Origin of the sequence: Myceligenerans xiligouense (assembly GCF_003814695.1) — a bacterium.
GTDB lineage: Bacteria > Actinomycetota > Actinomycetes > Actinomycetales > Cellulomonadaceae > Myceligenerans > Myceligenerans xiligouense.
In genome coordinates this window covers 2,477,021-2,492,782 of the sequence record NZ_RKQZ01000001.1, presented here as the reverse complement: position 1 = coordinate 2,492,782, position 15,762 = coordinate 2,477,021, and the positions used below count along the sequence as shown (strand labels likewise).

Annotated in this window: 14 protein-coding genes; 8 read left to right on the top strand and 6 right to left on the bottom strand. The window is 72.9% G+C overall.

Annotated features, from left to right (window positions below; genetic code table 11):
* From EDD34_RS10750 to EDD34_RS10740, 3 genes are read left to right on the top strand one after another with little or no spacing between them, the layout of a single operon-like run.
* Window positions 1-810 carry an ABC transporter permease gene (locus EDD34_RS10750; RefSeq protein WP_123814558.1) on the top strand — a complete coding sequence of 270 codons (810 nt, stop codon included), beginning with the start codon at window positions 1-3 and terminating at the stop codon, window positions 808-810.
* Window positions 807-1,583 (top strand): ABC transporter permease, encoded by a 777-nt coding sequence (locus EDD34_RS10745; protein ID WP_123814557.1) that lies wholly within the window; start codon window positions 807-809, stop codon window positions 1,581-1,583. Before EDD34_RS10750 ends, EDD34_RS10745 begins: the two co-directional genes overlap by 4 nt.
* The gene (locus tag EDD34_RS10740) at window positions 1,573-2,439 is read left to right on the top strand and encodes an ABC transporter ATP-binding protein (protein ID WP_123814556.1); all 867 of its coding nucleotides are present in this window, start codon (window positions 1,573-1,575) and stop codon (window positions 2,437-2,439) included. The genes EDD34_RS10745 and EDD34_RS10740 overlap by 11 nt, the downstream gene beginning before the upstream one ends.
* Here the strand turns inward: EDD34_RS10740 and EDD34_RS10735 are convergent.
* Window positions 2,436-3,041, bottom strand: coding sequence for a tyrosine-type recombinase/integrase (locus EDD34_RS10735; RefSeq protein WP_123814555.1), 606 nt, complete (start codon window positions 3,039-3,041; stop codon window positions 2,436-2,438). The two genes, EDD34_RS10740 and EDD34_RS10735, sit on opposite strands and share 4 nt — an antisense overlap.
* A 108-nt stretch (window positions 3,042-3,149) precedes the next feature.
* On the opposite strand from EDD34_RS10735, the gene EDD34_RS10730 reads away from it, so the two are divergent.
* The 3 genes from EDD34_RS10730 (at window position 3,150) to EDD34_RS10720 (ending at window position 7,303) form a co-directional block, all read left to right on the top strand.
* Window positions 3,150-3,824: an IMPACT family protein gene (locus tag EDD34_RS10730; RefSeq protein WP_123814554.1), complete on the top strand. Its 675-nt coding sequence runs from the start codon at window positions 3,150-3,152 to the stop codon at window positions 3,822-3,824.
* 163 nt (window positions 3,825-3,987) lie between these two features.
* Entirely contained in the window at window positions 3,988-5,286 is a 1,299-nt protein-coding gene (locus EDD34_RS10725; protein ID WP_123814553.1) for a mechanosensitive ion channel, read from the top strand.
* 289 nt (window positions 5,287-5,575) lie between these two features.
* Window positions 5,576-7,303: an HNH endonuclease signature motif containing protein gene (locus EDD34_RS10720; protein WP_123814552.1), complete on the top strand. Its 1,728-nt coding sequence runs from the start codon at window positions 5,576-5,578 to the stop codon at window positions 7,301-7,303.
* A gap of 20 nt (window positions 7,304-7,323) precedes the next feature.
* On the opposite strand, the gene EDD34_RS10715 is transcribed toward EDD34_RS10720, so the two are convergent.
* From EDD34_RS10715 to EDD34_RS10695, 5 genes are all read right to left on the bottom strand, one after another.
* Window positions 7,324-9,258 carry a M48 family metalloprotease gene (locus EDD34_RS10715; RefSeq protein ID WP_123814551.1) on the bottom strand — a complete coding sequence of 645 codons (1,935 nt, stop codon included), beginning with the start codon at window positions 9,256-9,258 and terminating at the stop codon, window positions 7,324-7,326.
* 7 nt (window positions 9,259-9,265) lie between these two features.
* Window positions 9,266-9,889 (bottom strand): LemA family protein, encoded by a 624-nt coding sequence (locus EDD34_RS10710; RefSeq protein WP_211341557.1) that lies wholly within the window; start codon window positions 9,887-9,889, stop codon window positions 9,266-9,268.
* Between the two features lie 110 nt (window positions 9,890-9,999).
* Window positions 10,000-11,454 carry a UTP--glucose-1-phosphate uridylyltransferase gene (locus EDD34_RS10705; protein ID WP_123814550.1) on the bottom strand — a complete coding sequence of 485 codons (1,455 nt, stop codon included), beginning with the start codon at window positions 11,452-11,454 and terminating at the stop codon, window positions 10,000-10,002.
* Window positions 11,455-11,483: 29 nt separating this feature from the next.
* Window positions 11,484-12,107 carry an L-threonylcarbamoyladenylate synthase gene (locus EDD34_RS10700; RefSeq protein WP_123814549.1) on the bottom strand — a complete coding sequence of 208 codons (624 nt, stop codon included), beginning with the start codon at window positions 12,105-12,107 and terminating at the stop codon, window positions 11,484-11,486.
* 36 nt (window positions 12,108-12,143) lie between these two features.
* The gene (locus EDD34_RS10695; RefSeq protein WP_123814548.1) at window positions 12,144-13,163 is read right to left on the bottom strand and encodes a threonine ammonia-lyase; all 1,020 of its coding nucleotides are present in this window, start codon (window positions 13,161-13,163) and stop codon (window positions 12,144-12,146) included.
* 96 nt (window positions 13,164-13,259) lie between these two features.
* On the opposite strand from EDD34_RS10695, the gene EDD34_RS10690 reads away from it, so the two are divergent.
* Window positions 13,260-14,213, top strand: coding sequence for a LysR family transcriptional regulator (locus EDD34_RS10690; RefSeq protein WP_123814547.1), 954 nt, complete (start codon window positions 13,260-13,262; stop codon window positions 14,211-14,213).
* A gap of 24 nt (window positions 14,214-14,237) precedes the next feature.
* Window positions 14,238-15,758, top strand: a complete 1,521-nt coding sequence (locus EDD34_RS10685; RefSeq protein WP_123814546.1) for a lipase maturation factor family protein — start codon at window positions 14,238-14,240, stop codon at window positions 15,756-15,758.
* Window positions 15,759-15,762 lie beyond the last annotated feature (4 nt).

The window sequence follows — 15,762 nt, the reverse complement described above, 5'->3', positions numbered from 1 at the left end:
ATGGGCCGCACGATGCCACGCCCCGGCAACGGCGGACCGCCGCTCCTGCGCCGCGCCCTTCTCGGCACCGCCGGCGTCCTGACCTTCCTCGGAGCCTGGGAGGTGACATCGCGCACCGGGATCGTCGACCCGGCCTACCTGCCGGCCGCCTCCGAGGTGCTGGCCGCGCTGGTCAGCAACGCGACCCTCACCGGCTTCTGGGAGGCCGCCGGCCGGACCGTCACCTCCTGGGCACTGGGCATGCTCCTCGCGCTGCTGCTCGCCGTGCCGCTGGCGACCGTCGTCGGCCTGTGGCCGTTCCTGCAGCGCACGACCCGGTCGACGGTCGAGTTCCTGAGGCCGATCCCGTCCGTCGGCCTCATCCCGCTCGCCGTCCTGCTGCTGGCAGAGCCCCTGCAGCAGAGCCTCCTGATCATCACCTACGGGGCGTTCTGGCAGGTGTTCGTCCAGGTGCTGTACGGGGTGGCCGACGTCGACCCCGTGGCGACCAGCACCGCGCGCAGCTACGGGTTCACCGGGTGGCAGCGGGTCCGCGACGTCGTCCTGCCCTCGGCGCTGCCGTTCCTCCTGACCGGCATCCGGCTCGCCTCCGCCGTCGCCCTGATCCTGGCCGTCACCGCCGAGCTCGTCATCGGCACGCCGGGACTCGGCAACCAGATCGCCCTCGCCAAGGACGCCGGGCTGTACGCCTCCACCTACGCCCTCGCCCTCGCCACCGGACTGCTGGGCGTCGTGATCAACGCCGGCGTGCGGGCCGCCGAGCGGCGGCTCCTGTCCTGGCACCAGTCCGTCCGGGGAGACGCCTCATGAAACGGTCGCTCGTCTCGCTCGCCTACGCGCTCGGCCTGCCGGTCGTCCTGGTCACGGTCTGGTGGCTCGCCACCCGGGACGCCACGAGCATCTTCGTCCCGAGGCCCACGGAGCTCGTCGCGGAGCTCGTCGGGACCTGGGCGGGTGAGCGCTTGTTCACCGACGTGCTACCGAGCCTCGCGCGGTTCGCCGCCGGCACCGGCGCGGCGATCGTCCTCGGCATCCTCGTGGGTCTCGTCACGGGCCTGAACAGCGGGCTGCGCGCCTTCTGCGAACCCGTCTTCGAGTTCTTCCGCGCCATCCCGCCCCCGGTGCTCATCCCGGTGTTCGGGCTCGTGATCGGCGTCAGCGACAGCATGAAGGTGGCGGTCATCGTCGCGGGCGCGGTGTGGCCCGTGCTGCTCAACACGGTCGAGGGCGTGCGGGCGGTCGACGCCGTCCAGACCGAGACGAGCCGCGCCTACGGGATCCACGGGTTCAACCGGGTGCGGTATCAGATCCTGCCGGCGGCCGCGCCGCAGATCCTCGCCGGGGTGCGCCAGGCCCTGCCCATCGGGATCGTGCTCATGGTGATCAGCGAGATGTTCTTCTCGTCGTCGGGCCTGGGCTTCTCCATCATCCAGTTCCAGCGCCGCTTCGCGGTGCCCGAGATGTGGTCGGGCATCCTGGTGCTGGGGCTGGTCGGTATCGCGGTGTCGATCGTCTTCACGATGGTCGAGCGCCGTGTCCTGCACTGGTACCACGGACTGAAGGAACTCGACAATGCCTCCTGAGGACGTACCCGACATCGCCGTCGTGAGCCGCGGACGCACCCTCCCTCCCGAGCGGACGCTGCTGTCCGTGCGTGGCCTGCGGAAGGTGTACGAGACCGGCGGCGGCGCCGTCGAGGCGGTGCGCGACCTGACCTTCGACCTCGGCCGCAACGAACTGACCTGCCTCGTCGGGCCGTCGGGGTCCGGCAAGACCACGCTGCTCAAGTGCATCGCGGGCCTCCTGGCACCCACCAGCGGCGACGTGCTGCTGGACGGCAAGCGGGTCACCGGTCCGCCGAAGAAGATGGCCGTCGTCTTCCAGGAGTACGGGCGGTCCCTGTACCCCTGGCTGCGTGTCGCCGACAACGTCGGCCTCCCGCTGCGCAACGCCGGGGTCCCCGCCGCCCGGCGCACGGCGCTGGTCGCCGAGGCGCTGGAGAGCGTCGGGCTGGCCCACGTGCCCCGGGCGTACCCGTGGCAGCTCTCCGGAGGCATGCAGCAGCGCGTGGCGATCGCTCGGGCGATCGCGTACCAGCCCGAGGTGCTGCTCATGGACGAGCCGTTCGCCGCCGTCGACGCCCAGACCCGTGCCGACCTGGAGGACCTCGTGCGCTCCGTCCGGGAGCGGCTCGGCGTCACGGTGCTCTTCGTGACCCACGACATCGACGAGTCCGTCTACCTCGGTACGCGCGTGATCATCCTGTCCTCCTCACCGACCGTGGTCCAGGAGGACCTCGTCGTCGACCTGCCCGATCAGCGCGACCAGCTCGAGACTCGCGCGCTACCGCGGTTCACGGAACTCCGGCATCACGTCTACGAGCAGATCCAGCTCGCGAAGCGCGGCCACCGGCCGGAGGACGAGAAGGTCGCCGACTAACCATCCTCCCCCGCGCCCGCCTCGGTCCAGGCGCGGCGGACCTGCTCGAAACGGGTCGGCAGCGGGGTCCGTGTCGCGCCGTACCTCGCGTTGGTGCGGTGCACGAAACGCCGCCACGACAGGACCAGCCCCTGCCGCGTGATCGGCAGGCCGCTGGCCACCGTGGTGCCGTTGTCGTGCGTGTGGTGCACGGTGAGCAGCAGCGCCTGCGGGATCGAGCCCTCCAGCTCCACCGCGAGCTCCTCGCGCACCGACATCCAGTGCCGTAGCAGCACCACCAGGTCCGCCGGGAGCCGGTGCCTGCGCGGCACACGGTGCTTGCCGTGCCGCACGGCGGCGGCGCCCTCGCCCGCCCGGGCCGTGTCCGGGCCCAGATCGAGATCCTCCACACGCATCCGCAGCAGGTCGCCGTACCTCGCGCCGGTGGCCCGCACGAGCCCGGTGATCACGGCCAGCCGCACCGTCTCCGGTTTCGCGTCCGGGCGCATCGCCTCGGTCGCCAGCTCGCGCCACACCCATTCGGCCTCCTCGAGCGTGACCGGTGGGCGGGGGTACCGAGGCTCGTCGGTGCTTGGTGGTTCAGGTGCGTCTTTGCCGGCCATGGCAATATTCTACGCTTGGCACACTATTATTTCCAGGGTGTGGCCGAAGAAGTCGGCGGTGACGAGGTGAGACATCCGCCGGCCGGGGCTTCCCGTAGGCTCGGCGCCGTGACCGAGCTCGCCCTGCCCCGCACCCTGGCCCGGCCGGTCGACCACGAGCTCGTGATCAAGAGGTCGCGCTTCCTCACCCGCCTGGAGCCGGTTCCCGACGCCGCCGCGGCGAACGCCGTCATCGCGCGGATCCGCAAGGAGTTCTGGGACGCCCGGCACCACTGCGTGGCGATGGTGCTCGGTCTCCGGGCCGACCAGGCGCGCTCCTCCGACGACGGCGAGCCCTCGGGGACCGCGGGCGTCCCGATGCTGGACGTGCTGCGGCATCGGGACGTGACCGACGTCGTCGCCGTGGTGACCCGCTACTTCGGCGGGGTGAAGCTCGGCGCGGGCGGGCTCGTCCGCGCGTACTCGGGCGCGGTCTCGGGGGCGCTGGACGTCGCCGCCGCGTCGGGCGCGATGCTGCGGCGCCGGCTCCTGCACGAGATCGAGGTGCCGGTCCCCCACGCGGACGCCGGCCGGATCGACAACCTGCTGCGCGACTGGGCGGGCTCCCACGGAGCCGTCGTCGAGGCTCCCGCGTACGACGACGTCGCGCGACTGCGGCTGCTCGTCCCCGGCGCCCACCTGGACGCCCTGCGCGCCGACCTCGCGGCCGCCTCGTCGGGAGAGCTCTCCCCCGAGGCCGGCGACAGCCGCGTGGTGGACGTCCCGGTGGCTGCGCGCGCCTGATCCGGGCACGCCCCGCCGTGCCACGGCCGGACGTTCTTCCGGCGCGACCCTCACCCTCCGGTCGCGCGCCGGAGAAACCTCGGTAACGTTCATGACCAGGGCCGGGTTCCACAGCGCACCGGCGTTCCCCGGCACCGCGAACCGTTCGAGGAAGGGGCCGGAGATGGACTTCGCCGAAGATTTCGACTGGGCCGGGATCCTGGGGACGACCGCCATCGTCATCGTGATCCTGGTCCTCACGTGGATCGTCGCCCGGCTGGTGAGGTGGGCCGTCGCGAAACTGGTGACACGGATCGGGTTCCTCCGGCGCCAAGGCGCCGACGGGCGCGACGTCGGCACGTCCATCGGCCAGATCGCCGCACTCCTCATCTGGCTGTTCGGCCTGCTCGCCGTGCTCCAGGTACTGGAGCTCGATCAGGTACTGAGACCGCTCCAGGCGATGCTCGAGACGATCCTCGGCTACCTGCCGAACATCATCGGTGCGGCGGTGCTGTTCTTCATCGGCTACCTCATCGCGAAGATCGCCAAGCAGATCATCGAGGCGGCGCTGGGCGCGGTCAACTTCAGGCGCATGTTCGGCCGGGCGAGGTCCGCGGCCACCCGCGCGACGGGAGCCGAGCCGACCGCGACCGGCGAGACCTACGGCACGACGACGACCGACGCCGGGGACGAGGACCACGAGGCGAACGCCCGGATCGCATCGGTCATCGCGAATCTCGTCTTCGCCGTCATCATCATCGTCGTGGCCATCGCGGCGCTGCAGATCCTCGGCATCAGGTCGATCTCCGACCCGGCCGAGGAGATGCTCACCCTGATCCTCGGGGCCATCCCGGCGATCATCGCCACCCTGGTCATCCTGGGTATCGGCTACCTCATCGCGAAGTTCGCCGCCGACCTCCTGGAGAGCGTGCTGCACGGCGCCGGCACCGACCGTGCGGTCCAGAACATCGGCGTCCCCGCCGGGCGTACGAGCCCGTCCACCGTCATCGCGAAGATCGTTCAGGTGGCGATCGTCGTCTTCTTCGCGATCATGGCGGCCCAGCTGCTCGGCTTCGCCGCGATCACCGACATCCTCAACGAGGTGCTCGCCCTGGGCGGGCGCGTCCTGTTCGGCGGCGCGATCATCGCCGTCGGCTTCTTCGTGGCCAACCTCATCAAGCGCGCGATGGGCGAGGGTACCGCCGGCACGATCCTGCGGTACGCGACGATCGCCTTGTTCGTGGCCATCGGTCTGCAGTACATGGGGCTGGCGGACTCGATCATCACCCTCGCGTTCGGCTCGGTCGTCGTCGGCGCGGCACTGGCCGCCGCCCTCGCCTACGGGCTGGGGGGTCGCGACGTCGCGCACCGGTCGCTGGAGCGACTGGAGCGCAGGATGGAGACGTCGACGGCGACCTCGTCGTCGGCTTCCCCGACGACGACGCCGCCACCGCCCCCGCCGCCGGGCGGCCGGGACGTCTGAGAACCTTCCGCGGGCGGCTGACCTCCGGGTCAGCCGCCCGCGGGGCGTCCGGACACCACCGCGAAGGAGTACGTGGGCCACGCCCCGAGGAACCGGCCGCTCGTCCCGGATCGCCGCCTGCTCGCGCCCGACGGCCCCGCGCCCGCGCATCACCCCGCCACAAGAGTTATCCACAGATTGTGCCGGTCGGTAGCGAGACACACATGGGAAACATAGGATCGAACATGCGATCTAGAGATGGATCGCCGTGTCGTGGCTGGTCCTGTCCATGCTCAGGGGGTGAGTGCTGATGCAAGGTCCGATGTTCGACGACGGTGAGGGCGTGGACCCGGTCCGCCTCCTCGTGGACGACGTCACCCGGCTCGTTCCGGGTCCGCTGCTCGCAGGGGCACTGCAAGGCCTCGCGGAACCTCAGTGTCTCGCGAGATCTCAGTCGCCGGCGGAATCGGCCCTCGAATCGTTCCCCGCCTCGGCCTCCGAATCGACGCGCCCGGCCACCCCTCCGCTGGAAGCGCTGGACGGCACCGAACTGCGCCATCTCACGGCGGGCTGGGAAAGACTCGTCTCCTGGGCCCGCGCCGCCCAGGCACGCGTCGCCCGAGAGCTGATGGCACGCGTCGACGGCCCACTGTCGCGGGACTCGGTCGCCGGGGAGATCGCCGACGAGCTCCACGTGACGACGAGCGAGGCATGGCAGATCGCCATGCGGGGCGAGGGCACCGGCCGGTACCCGGCGCTGGATGATGCCCTGGCGACCGGAAAGGTGGACGCGAAGAAGACCGACACGTTCCTGCGTGCCGGGGCCGGCCTCACGCCCGCCGAACGCGGGGAAGCCATCGCGGACCTGCTCCCGGTCGCGCCCCGGCGCACCTGGAAATGGATCAGTGAGCAGATGAACGCTCGCGCCGCGGAACTGCACGGGGCCAAGGCCCGCCGACGCGACGTCACCGACCGGTGCAACGTCTGGGCCGAGCAGGCAGGCCCCGGACGCGGCCGCATCGTCGCGGACCTCCCGGTCACCGACGCCGCCCTGGCGTTCAATGCCGTCCAGAGCGCGGCCAAGGCCCTCCAGGACACCCCCGGTGAGACGCGGCCCCTCGGTGCGCTGCGAGCCGCCGCGTTCAGCGCCCTGCTCACGGGACGCCTCGTGCTGCCCTGCTCCGACCATGACGCCGCCGACGACGCCGACGACAGCGCTCCTCTCGGTGCCCCGCGCGACGCTGTCGGCGGCACCCGCGGCGACGCGGACGGTCCGCCGGCCGAGCCGCCCGGTCTCGTGGAGCCCGTCCTCGACACCGACCTCGTTCCCGTCCCCGACGATCCGCGCGGTGTCCACCTGACGGGCACGGCGGCCGGCACGCGCCTGCGCGTCATCGACGTCCCCGCCACCGTCCACGTGACCGTCCCCGCCACCGTGCTCCTCGACCCGGCCGACATGACCCCGGGGATCCTCGACGGCATCGGCCCCGTCCCCGCCGACGATGCCGCCCGCATCGCGGCCGACGGCACCTGGCGCCGCCTGCTGACGGATCCCGTCTCCGGAATCCTCACCGACTACTCCAGCCGCTCCTACGCGCCGGGTGCGGTCCTCCGCGCGGCCGTCACGGCACGGGACCTGACGTGCACGTTCCCCGGATGTGACCGCCCGGCCCGCTCCGGCGGCAGGGCCGCGGCGGACCTCGACCACATCGAGCCCTTCGACAAGGACCACCGGTACCTGCCCGGCGAACCCGGCCAGACGCGAGCGGCCAATCTGCATCCGCTCTGCCGCAGGCATCACAACGTGAAAACCCACGCCGGCTGGCACGTCGCCCGCGACCCCGACACCGGGATCACCCGCTGGACCGCGCCCACGGGCCGGGATGCCGTCGTCCATCCCACCGTCGTGGACCCCGTCATCCGCTACGCCCTCGGTCGCGGGATGACACTCGCGCGAGCACCACAACGCCCGCAGGACGGTGATGCCGCCGGTCACGACGGCCCACCACCACCCGGAGCCGGGCCTCCACCCTTCTGAGGCGGCTGGAGCCGCAACGGTCAGGCGGGCTGACCAGGAAGACCGGTCGGGCCGGTGCGCGGCAGCGGACAATGGAGCATGGCGCAGATCGTGCGCAGGAGCTCGAACTCGGGCACGGTGATCCGCCCGTCGTGCCCGATCACCGTGACGATCGCCTCGACGAGCTGCTGCTTGGCGCGTGCCGGCATCCCGTCGAGCGCGCCCCAGGCACTTTCGAGGGCGACGACCCCGGCGGCCGGCGGGACGTAGGTACCGGACGCGCCGGAGAACCTGCCGAGCCCGGCGTCGAACGCCCGCGCGGCTGTCGCGGGGTCGTCGTGCCCGGCGTCGGCGAGAACGGCGAGCAGCGTGGTGGCGGCCGTGCGGACGTCCGCGCCGGAGTATCGCCGTCCCGCCCAGGACGGGCGGTGGTGCCGCGCCTCGTGCAGTTGCTCGTGCAGCAGCCGGGACAGGCAGTACTCGACGACGTCGAGGCGCCCGTCGGCCCCGATCAGGTCGTGCAGGGTGGCCATGATCGCGTCCTGCTGCGGGATCGTGCGCTGCCGCACCGCCGGGAACGCGAGCTCCGCCAGGGGCAGGCGCAGCTCCGGCGGCAGGCCGGCCACGCGCTGCACGGCCTGCCGCACCTTGTCGGCGGCGGCCTCACCGAAGTGCCGCTCCACGGACGCGAGCTGCACCGCGCGCACGTCCGGATGGGCCGACAGGACCAGGGCGAGCACGAGCGACACCGAGCCCTCGGCCTCGTGCGCCGCGGCCCGCAGGTGCTCGGGAACGCGGTCGAGCAGTCCACCGGCCCCTTCGAGCGAGTCCGGCGCGAGGCTCCCGATCGCGGCGACCACGGCGGCGGCGTCCGCGGCTGCCGGCGACGAGGCCGCACCGGCCGCCGCCCGCTTCGCCGGCGGCTCCCCCGCCGGCGACTCGCCCCCGGCCAGGCCCAGCGCCCGGTCCTCCGCGGCGCCCGACGGCGGCCGGGCCGCCCACTGGCGCCGCAGCTGCTCCAGGTCCTCCGGGCGCGTGCCGGGTTCGAGCAGGCGGATGCGCTCGATCAGCGGCGGGTGCGTGGCCAGCAGGTTCCCCTTCAGCCCCTTCGCGGAGCCGAACAGCATGTGCCCGACCTCGTCCGCCCGGGGGTTGCGGATCGCCGAGCTCTCGGTCAGCCCCGCGATCTTCTTCAGCGCCCCGGCCAGGCCCGCGGTCTGGCGCGTGTACTGGACCGCGGTCGCGTCGGCCAGGTACTCGCGCTGCCGTGAGACCGCCGCCTGGATGAGCCGGCCGACGCCCATCCCGATCGCCCCGGCGATGATCAGCGCCAGGCCGATCAGCGGCATCGGGTTGCGGTTGCCGCCCCTCACCAGCGTCAGCACCCGCCCGACGACGAACAGCACGAGCAGCCCGAACAGCAGCCCCATCAGCTTGATGTTGAGCCGCATGTCGCCGTTCACGACGTGGCTGAACTCGTGCGCGATCACGCCCTGCAGCTCGTCGCGGTTCAGCCGGTCCAGAGCCCCGCGGGTCACCGCCACGGCCGCGTCCGCCGGGGACCACCCGGCGGCGAACGCGTTGATGCCCCGCTCCCCCTCCAGCACGTACAGGGCGGGCACCGGCGTGCCCGACGCGATCGCGACCTCCTCCACCACGTTGCGCAGACGGCGCAGGTCCGGGTCCCGCGTGTCCGCCGGCACCGCCGTGCCGCCGAGGGACTCCGCGACCCGCGTTCCCCCGCCGTTGCGCAGCGAGATCGACTTGAACAGCGAGGACAGCCCGATGAGCGCGACCGTCAGGACCGTCGCCGCGGCCAGCGCCGTCACCACGGTTTCGGTCGGTGACCCGACGCCGATGACGAACCAGACGGCGAGGTCGACGACGACCACAGTGCCGACCACGGCGAGCGCGAACAGGGCGACGAGCCGCGCGGAGAGGCGCCGGACCTGCCGTTGCCGCTCGAAGAAGTTCATGCGGCGCTCAGGCGGGGTAGTCGGGCAGGTCGAGGTCCACCTGCGGGGCCTCGCGCTGCGCGGGATCCTCGATCTCGAACAGCGCGGCCTCGGCGAAGCCGGCCGGCCCGGCGATGAGGCTCGCGGGGAAGACCTCGCGCTTGTTGTTGTAGAACATGACCCCGTCGTTGTAGGCCTGGCGGGCGAACGCGACCTTGTTCTCCGTGGAGCGGAGGTCCTCCATCGCCTGGAGCAGGGTCTGGTTGGCCTTGAGGTCCGGGTAGGCCTCGGTGAGGGCGATGAACCGGCCCATGGCCTGGGTCAGCATGTTCTCGCCCTCGGCCAGCGCCTGCATCGCGCCGGGGTCCCCCGGAGCGGCCGAGGCGGCGGACTGGGCGGTGACCGCCTGGGAGCGCGCCTGGATGACGGCCTCCAGGGTGGCCCGCTCGTGCACGAGCGAGCCCTTGGCGATCTGGACGATGTTGGGGATGAGGTCGTGGCGGCGCTTGACCTGCACGTCGACCTGAGCCCAGGCGTTCTTGTAGGCGTTGCGGGCGCGAACGAGACCGTTGTAGATCCCCACCACCCAGAACACCAGCACGAGGATGATGACGACGACGATCGCCAGCGCGATGACTGCTCCGATGTCCATGGCCCCTTCTTTCCGCTGTACCGCACGATCCGGGTCCTCGCGGCCAACGTATACCAGGACGCCGACAGCGGTCCCGCACAAGCGCGGAACCGCTGTCGGCGGGGTCTCCGTCAGGCGATGCCGTCGGGCCCCACGGTCGCGCCGTCGGGCACGCGACCGGGCGTTCCGCCGGAGGCCTCCGACGGCTCGGGCAGCGCCGCCGCGCCGACCGCAGTCACGCCCGACCCGAACGTCCAGTCACCGGTGACCGTGAGGGACTCGGCGGCGGTCAGCGACGGCGCGCCCGCGTCGAACCGGGCGGTGAAGCCGTCGATCAGCTTGTAGTAGCGCTTGTCCAGGTCGACAAGGGGCGCGGACTCGCCGGCCTCGGCGTCGAACGTGGCGTTCAGCCGGTGGTCGTCGTCCAGCTCGTACACGTCGGAGCGAAGCAGCAGCAGGTCGTTCGTCGTCTTGACCGGGAGGAAGCGGCTCCGGGGCACCTCGATGGCGGTCGCCCCCTCGAAGACGCGGACCGCGGCACCCATCGCGGACTCGATCTGGACGACGGCGGGCGAGGAGGAGTCCGACGGGTCGACCGTCTTCTCGTTGCGGATGAGCGGGAGCTCCAGCACACCGCCGGTGCGTTCCAGTTCCGCGCCGAGCGCCTCGAGGTCGAACCAGAGGTTGTTCGTGTGGAAGTAGGGGTGGCGGGACGCGTCCAGGGCGTAGGCCATGTCGTCGGCGTGGGTCTGAGCGGTCTCGCGCTGCACGATGCGGCCGTCGGACCTGCGGCGCACGAGCTGGCCGCCCTTCACGTCGGCGGGGGTCTTCGCGCACATCTCCGCCGCGTAGGGGGCGCCGGAGGCCGCGAACCAGCCCGCGATGTCGGCGTCCGGCGCGGCGCCCAGGTTGTCGGAGTTGGAGACGGACAGGTACCGGAACCCGGCCTCCAGGAGGCCGGTCACGATGCCGTTGGCGTGGAGCGCGGCGTAGAGGTCGCCGTGGCCGGGCGGGCACCATTCGAGGGAGGGATCCGGGTCCCATCGCACCGGCTCCAGGGTGTCGGCCAGCAGCTTGGGCTCACGGTTCTGCAGGAAGTCCAGGGGCAGCCCGTCGACCGCGAGGTCCGGGTACCGGGACAGCGCCGCCAGCGTGTCGTCCCTGGTCCGGAAGGAGTCCATGAGGATGAGCGGAAGCCGGGCGCCGGTGGCCCGGCGGGCGGCACGGATCTGCCCGGCGATGATGTCGAGAAAGGTCAGGACGGTGCCGTCGGCCGCCACCCGGACCGGCAGGAGGCTCTTGGCGCGGTCCATCCCCATCGAGGTGCCGAGACCGCCGTTGAGCTTGCAGATCGCGGTCCGGCCGAGGGCATCGGCGGCGTCGGCGGGGTCGATGTCGAGGTCGGCGTGGCGGGGGATGCCGGTGAGGGGCTCGACGTCGTCCTCGCGGATGAGGCCGGTCTCACCGGAGACGAGGATCCGGTAGAAGCGGTCGAATGTCTCGATGGCGGCGGGCGCCACGCCCGCCTCCGTCATCTTGTCCCGTGCCTGCTGGAGGCCGTGCGGCTGTGCGGTCGCATCGCTCATGGCGAAAGGTTATGCGACTGAGGGCCAGGTCACGCGAAGCGTCCGGGGTCCCCGGCGCCCTCCCGGACGATCTCGGGGGAACCACCTGACCAGTCGACGACGGTCGTGGGTTCGGCGGCCCCCGTCCCGCCGTCGTCCAGGACGACGTCCACCACCTTGTCGAGCGTCTCCTTCACGACGTAGCCGTCGGCCAGGGGTTCGGTCTGCCCGGGCAGGATCAGGGTGGAGGAGAGCAGCGGCTCCCCGACCTCGCGCAGCAGGGCGGCCACGACGCGGTGGTCCGGGATGCGGACGCCGACGGTCTTCTTCCGCGGGTGCGCGAGCCGGCGCGGGACCTCCGCGGTGGCGGGGAGGATGAACGTGTAAGGGCCGGGCGTGGCGGCCTTGATGGCGCGGAACGCGCTGTTGTCGAGCTTGACGAGCCGTCCCATCTGGGCGAAGTCGGCGCACACCAGGGTGTAGTGGTGGTGCGCGTCGAGGCGCCGGATCTCCCGGATACGCCCGACGGCGTCATGACTGTCCAGGCACGCCCCGAGGGCGTAGCCGGAGTCGGTCGGGTAGGCGATGAGCCCGCCGTCGCGGAGCGTGGCGACGGCCTGGGCGATGCTGCGCGGCTGCGGGTCTCTCGGGTGGACCTCGAGGTAGCGGGCCATGGGGCGACGCTACCCCGCTCGCGCCGCCCCGTCCCGTCATCGCTCCTCGAAGGCGCGGCGGAGCTCGGCGTCGGACGCGTTGCCGCCGGTGCACAGGACGCCGACACGGCGTCCGGCGAACCGTTCGGGGTACCGGACGACGGCGGCGAGGGCTGCCGCGCCGGCCCCTTCGGCGACGGTCCGCGCCGCGGTGAGGTAGCGGTGCTGCGCGGCGGAGATCTCGTCGTCGGACACGAGCAGGAAGTCGGTGAGGTGGTCGCGCAGGACGGACTGGGTGAGGCTGAAGCCGGTGCCGGTCGCGAGGCCCTCGGCGCGGGTCGCGGCGGGACGCTCGACGAGTTCGCCGGACCGCCAGGAGTCGTGCGCGGCGGGGGCGGCGTCGGACTGGACGCCGATCACCTCCACGTGCGGCGCGATAGCGGCGGCCACGACGCAGGCGGCGGCCGCGCCGGAGCCGCCGCCCACGGGGACGACGATCGCGTCGAGGCCGGGCGCCTGCTGCAGCAGTTCGAGATAGCAGGTGGCGACACCGGCGACGAGGAGCGGCTCGTCGGCGGCGGACACGAGCCGGGCGCCGTCGCGCGCGGCGAGGTGCGCCGCGTGGCCCGCGGCCTCGGTGAGGGACTGCCCGGCGAGTTCGAGGCGCGCGCCGAGTGCCCGCACCGCGCGCTCCTTGAGGGGGTTCGGCGGGGTCGGGCCGGCGGGCATGACGATGGTGGCCGGCGCGCCCGTGTGGCGGGCGGCGTACGCCTGCGCCTGGGCGTGGTTCCCGGTGGAGTAGACGACGACGCCGCGTTCGCGCTCCGCGGGCGTCATGGACAGCAGGAGGTTGAGCGCCCCGCGCACCTTGAACGCGCCGGTGTGCTGCAGGTTCTCGTGCTTCACGACGACACGCGCGCCGGTGGCCGCGTCGAGCTCGGCGTACGACGTGGCCGGGGTGCGCACCACGAGCTGCTCGATCCGCGCGTGGGCGGAGAGCACCTCGCGCATCCCGGGCACGACCTGCTGGGCGGAGGCGGGGCTGGACGCGGTCACGGCGGACGGTGCGGCGGTCATACGCCACACTCTGCCCCGGCGGCGACCCATAGGTCCAATACGAGGTTTCGTCGGAACATATAGCAATCACCGATGCAAGAGGCGTAGGCTGGCTCCATGCCCGCAGACCTCGACCTGACCCGCCTGCGCGTGCTCGCGGCCGTCGCCCGCACCGGCTCCGTGACGTCCGCGGCCCGAGTGCTCGGCTACGCGCAGCCGTCGGTCAGCCACCACCTGTCCCGCCTGGAGTCCGAGGCCGGGATCCCGCTGCTCCAGCGCGCCGGCCGCGGCGTCCGGCTCACCGAGGCCGGCCGGCTCCTGGCGGACCGCGCCGAGGAGATCCTGGCCCGCGTGGACGGCGCCGCCCGCGAGCTGGAGGCCCTCGCCGAGATGCGCGCCGGGCGCGCCCGCCTCGCCGCCTTCCCCTCCGCGCTCGCCACGATCGTCCCCGCGGCCGTCGCGAACCTCCGCGCCGACCTCCCCGGGCTGGCCGTCAGCCTCCTCGAGGCCGAACCCCCCGAGGCCGTGGACGCGCTGCGCGCCGGCAAGGTCGACGTCGCCCTCGTCTTCGAGCACACCGACGTCAAGCACACCCGCAGCATCGAGGACCTGTCCCGCTTCGAGGTGACCGACGTCTTCGACGAGCCCGTGCACCTGGTGCGAGCGGTCGCCGACGCGCCCGCCGACGCCACCGACGGGGTGTGCGACCCGCCCGCCCTCGCCACGCTGGCCGACGCCGACTGGATCGCGGGGTGCGAACGCTGCCGCGCCGACCTCCTGGCACGCTGCGCCCAGGCCGGGTTCGCGCCGCGGATCGCGTTCGAGACGGACGACTACGTCGCCATCCAGGCGCTCGTCGCCTCGGGGGCCGGCGTGAGCACGGTGCCCGCCCTCACGCTGCGCGCGCACCGCGACCCGGGGGTGGTGACCGCTCCCCTGCCCGGCGCCATCCGGCGGATCATGGCACTCACCATCGGGGCGCCCACGCCGCCCGCCCGCGAGCTCATCGCGCGGCTGGCCGCCGTCGGGCAGCGTTTCGCCGACGAGGACCAGCTCGCCGCGGCCTCCTGACCCGCGAGCCCGAGGAGTGCCGCCGTGCCCGACTGGCTGACCTGGTGGACCACCACCGACTACGACGTCGCGCGGCAGGTGCTCCAGCGCGGGTTCGGCGCGCTCTACGTGGTCGCGTTCTGGGGTGTGCTGCGCCAGTTCCGGCCGCTGAGCGGCGAGCGCGGCCTCACGCCCGCGCCCCTCCGGCTGGCCGCCACGACCTGGCGTGACGGTCCGAGCCTCTTCCGGGTGCGCTATTCCGACGGGCTGCTCGTGGCCGTCGCGTGGTGCGGGGTCGCGCTGGGTGCGGCGGCCGTCGTCGGGCTGCCGCAGGCCGGGGACTGGTGGGTGCCGATGCTCTGCTTCGGCGCCCTGTGGTTCGGCTACCTGTCCGTGGTGAACGCGGGTGGGCGGTTCTACGGGTTCGGCTGGGAGACCCTGCTGTGCGAGGCCGGGTTCGTGGTCGCGTTCCTGGGGTCGCCCGGCGGGTTCGGCGTGTCCGACGGCGTCGCGACGCCGGTCCTCACGATCCTGGCCGTGCGCTGGCTGCTGTTCCGGGTCGAGCTCGGCGCGGGGCTCATCAAGTGGCGCGGGGACCCGGCCTGGCGTGACCTGACCGCCCTCGACTACCACCACGAGACCCAGCCGATGCCCGGGCCGTTCTCCTGGCACGCGCATCATCTGCCGCGCTGGTGGCACCGGTTCGAGGTGGCCGGGAACCACGTGACACAGCTCGGGCTGCCGTGGCTGCTGCTCCTGCCCCAGCCGTTCGCGTCGGTCACGGGTATCGCCGTCGTGCTGACACAGGGCTGGCTCGTGGTCACCGGGAACTTCGCCTGGCTCAACTGGGCGACGATCCTCCTGGGGCTCGGCGTGGTCTCGGACGGCACGTGGGAGTGGCTGCTCGGCCGGACCGGGATCCCCGTGCCCGCCGGCGCCGGGCAGCCGGGGCCGGACGGCGTCGCCGCGGCCGGGGTGCCGGTGGCCTACGTGGCCGTGGTCAGCGCGGCGATGCTCCTGCTGGCCGTCCTGTCGGTGTGGCCCGCGCTCAACCTCGCCTCACCGCGGCAGCGGATGAACGCCTCGTTCGAGCCGTTCCGGCTCGTCAACGCCTACGGGGCGTTCGGGTCGATGACGAAGCGCCGGGTCGAGATCGTCGTCGAGGGGACGGACGCCGACGACCCCGAGGCGGCGTCGCGCGCGCCGCACGGCAGCCCGGAGGGGTGGCGCGAGTACGAGTTCCGGGGCAAGCCCGGCGACCCGGCGCGCCGGCCGCCGCAGTGGGCGCCGTACCACCTGCGGCTCGACTGGCAGATGTGGTTCCTGCCCCTCGGCCACGCCTCGGGGTGGTTCACCGTGCTGCTGCGCCGCCTCCTGGAGGCCGACGCGCCCACCCTGCGCCTGCTGCGCACCGACCCGTTCGAGGGCGCGCCTCCCCGCTGGGTCCGCGCCGTGGCCTGGCGCTACCGGTACACCACCCGCGCCGAGCGCGCCGAGACGGGCCACTGGTGGGTACGCGAGGCCCCGCGCGTCGTGGTGCGGCCGATGCGTGTAACGCTCTCGTAAAAGG

Excerpts from the sequence above, each read along its gene's own strand:
- EDD34_RS10750 (WP_123814558.1), top strand. The coding sequence starts at position 1 with ATGGGCCGCACGATGCCACGCCCCGGCAACGGCGGACCGCCGCTCCTG.
- EDD34_RS10745 (WP_123814557.1), top strand. The coding sequence starts at position 807 with ATGAAACGGTCGCTCGTCTCGCTCGCCTACGCGCTCGGCCTGCCGGTC.
- EDD34_RS10740 (WP_123814556.1), top strand. The coding sequence starts at position 1,573 with ATGCCTCCTGAGGACGTACCCGACATCGCCGTCGTGAGCCGCGGACGC.
- EDD34_RS10735 (WP_123814555.1), bottom strand. The coding sequence starts at position 3,041 with ATGGCCGGCAAAGACGCACCTGAACCACCAAGCACCGACGAGCCTCGG.
- EDD34_RS10725 (WP_123814553.1), top strand. The coding sequence starts at position 3,988 with ATGGACTTCGCCGAAGATTTCGACTGGGCCGGGATCCTGGGGACGACC.
- EDD34_RS10720 (WP_123814552.1), top strand. The coding sequence starts at position 5,576 with ATGCAAGGTCCGATGTTCGACGACGGTGAGGGCGTGGACCCGGTCCGC.
- EDD34_RS10715 (WP_123814551.1), bottom strand. The coding sequence starts at position 9,258 with ATGAACTTCTTCGAGCGGCAACGGCAGGTCCGGCGCCTCTCCGCGCGG.
- EDD34_RS10710 (WP_211341557.1), bottom strand. The coding sequence starts at position 9,889 with ATGGACATCGGAGCAGTCATCGCGCTGGCGATCGTCGTCGTCATCATC.
- EDD34_RS10705 (WP_123814550.1), bottom strand. The coding sequence starts at position 11,454 with ATGAGCGATGCGACCGCACAGCCGCACGGCCTCCAGCAGGCACGGGAC.
- EDD34_RS10700 (WP_123814549.1), bottom strand. The coding sequence starts at position 12,107 with ATGGCCCGCTACCTCGAGGTCCACCCGAGAGACCCGCAGCCGCGCAGC.
- EDD34_RS10695 (WP_123814548.1), bottom strand. The coding sequence starts at position 13,163 with ATGACCGCCGCACCGTCCGCCGTGACCGCGTCCAGCCCCGCCTCCGCC.
- EDD34_RS10690 (WP_123814547.1), top strand. The coding sequence starts at position 13,260 with ATGCCCGCAGACCTCGACCTGACCCGCCTGCGCGTGCTCGCGGCCGTC.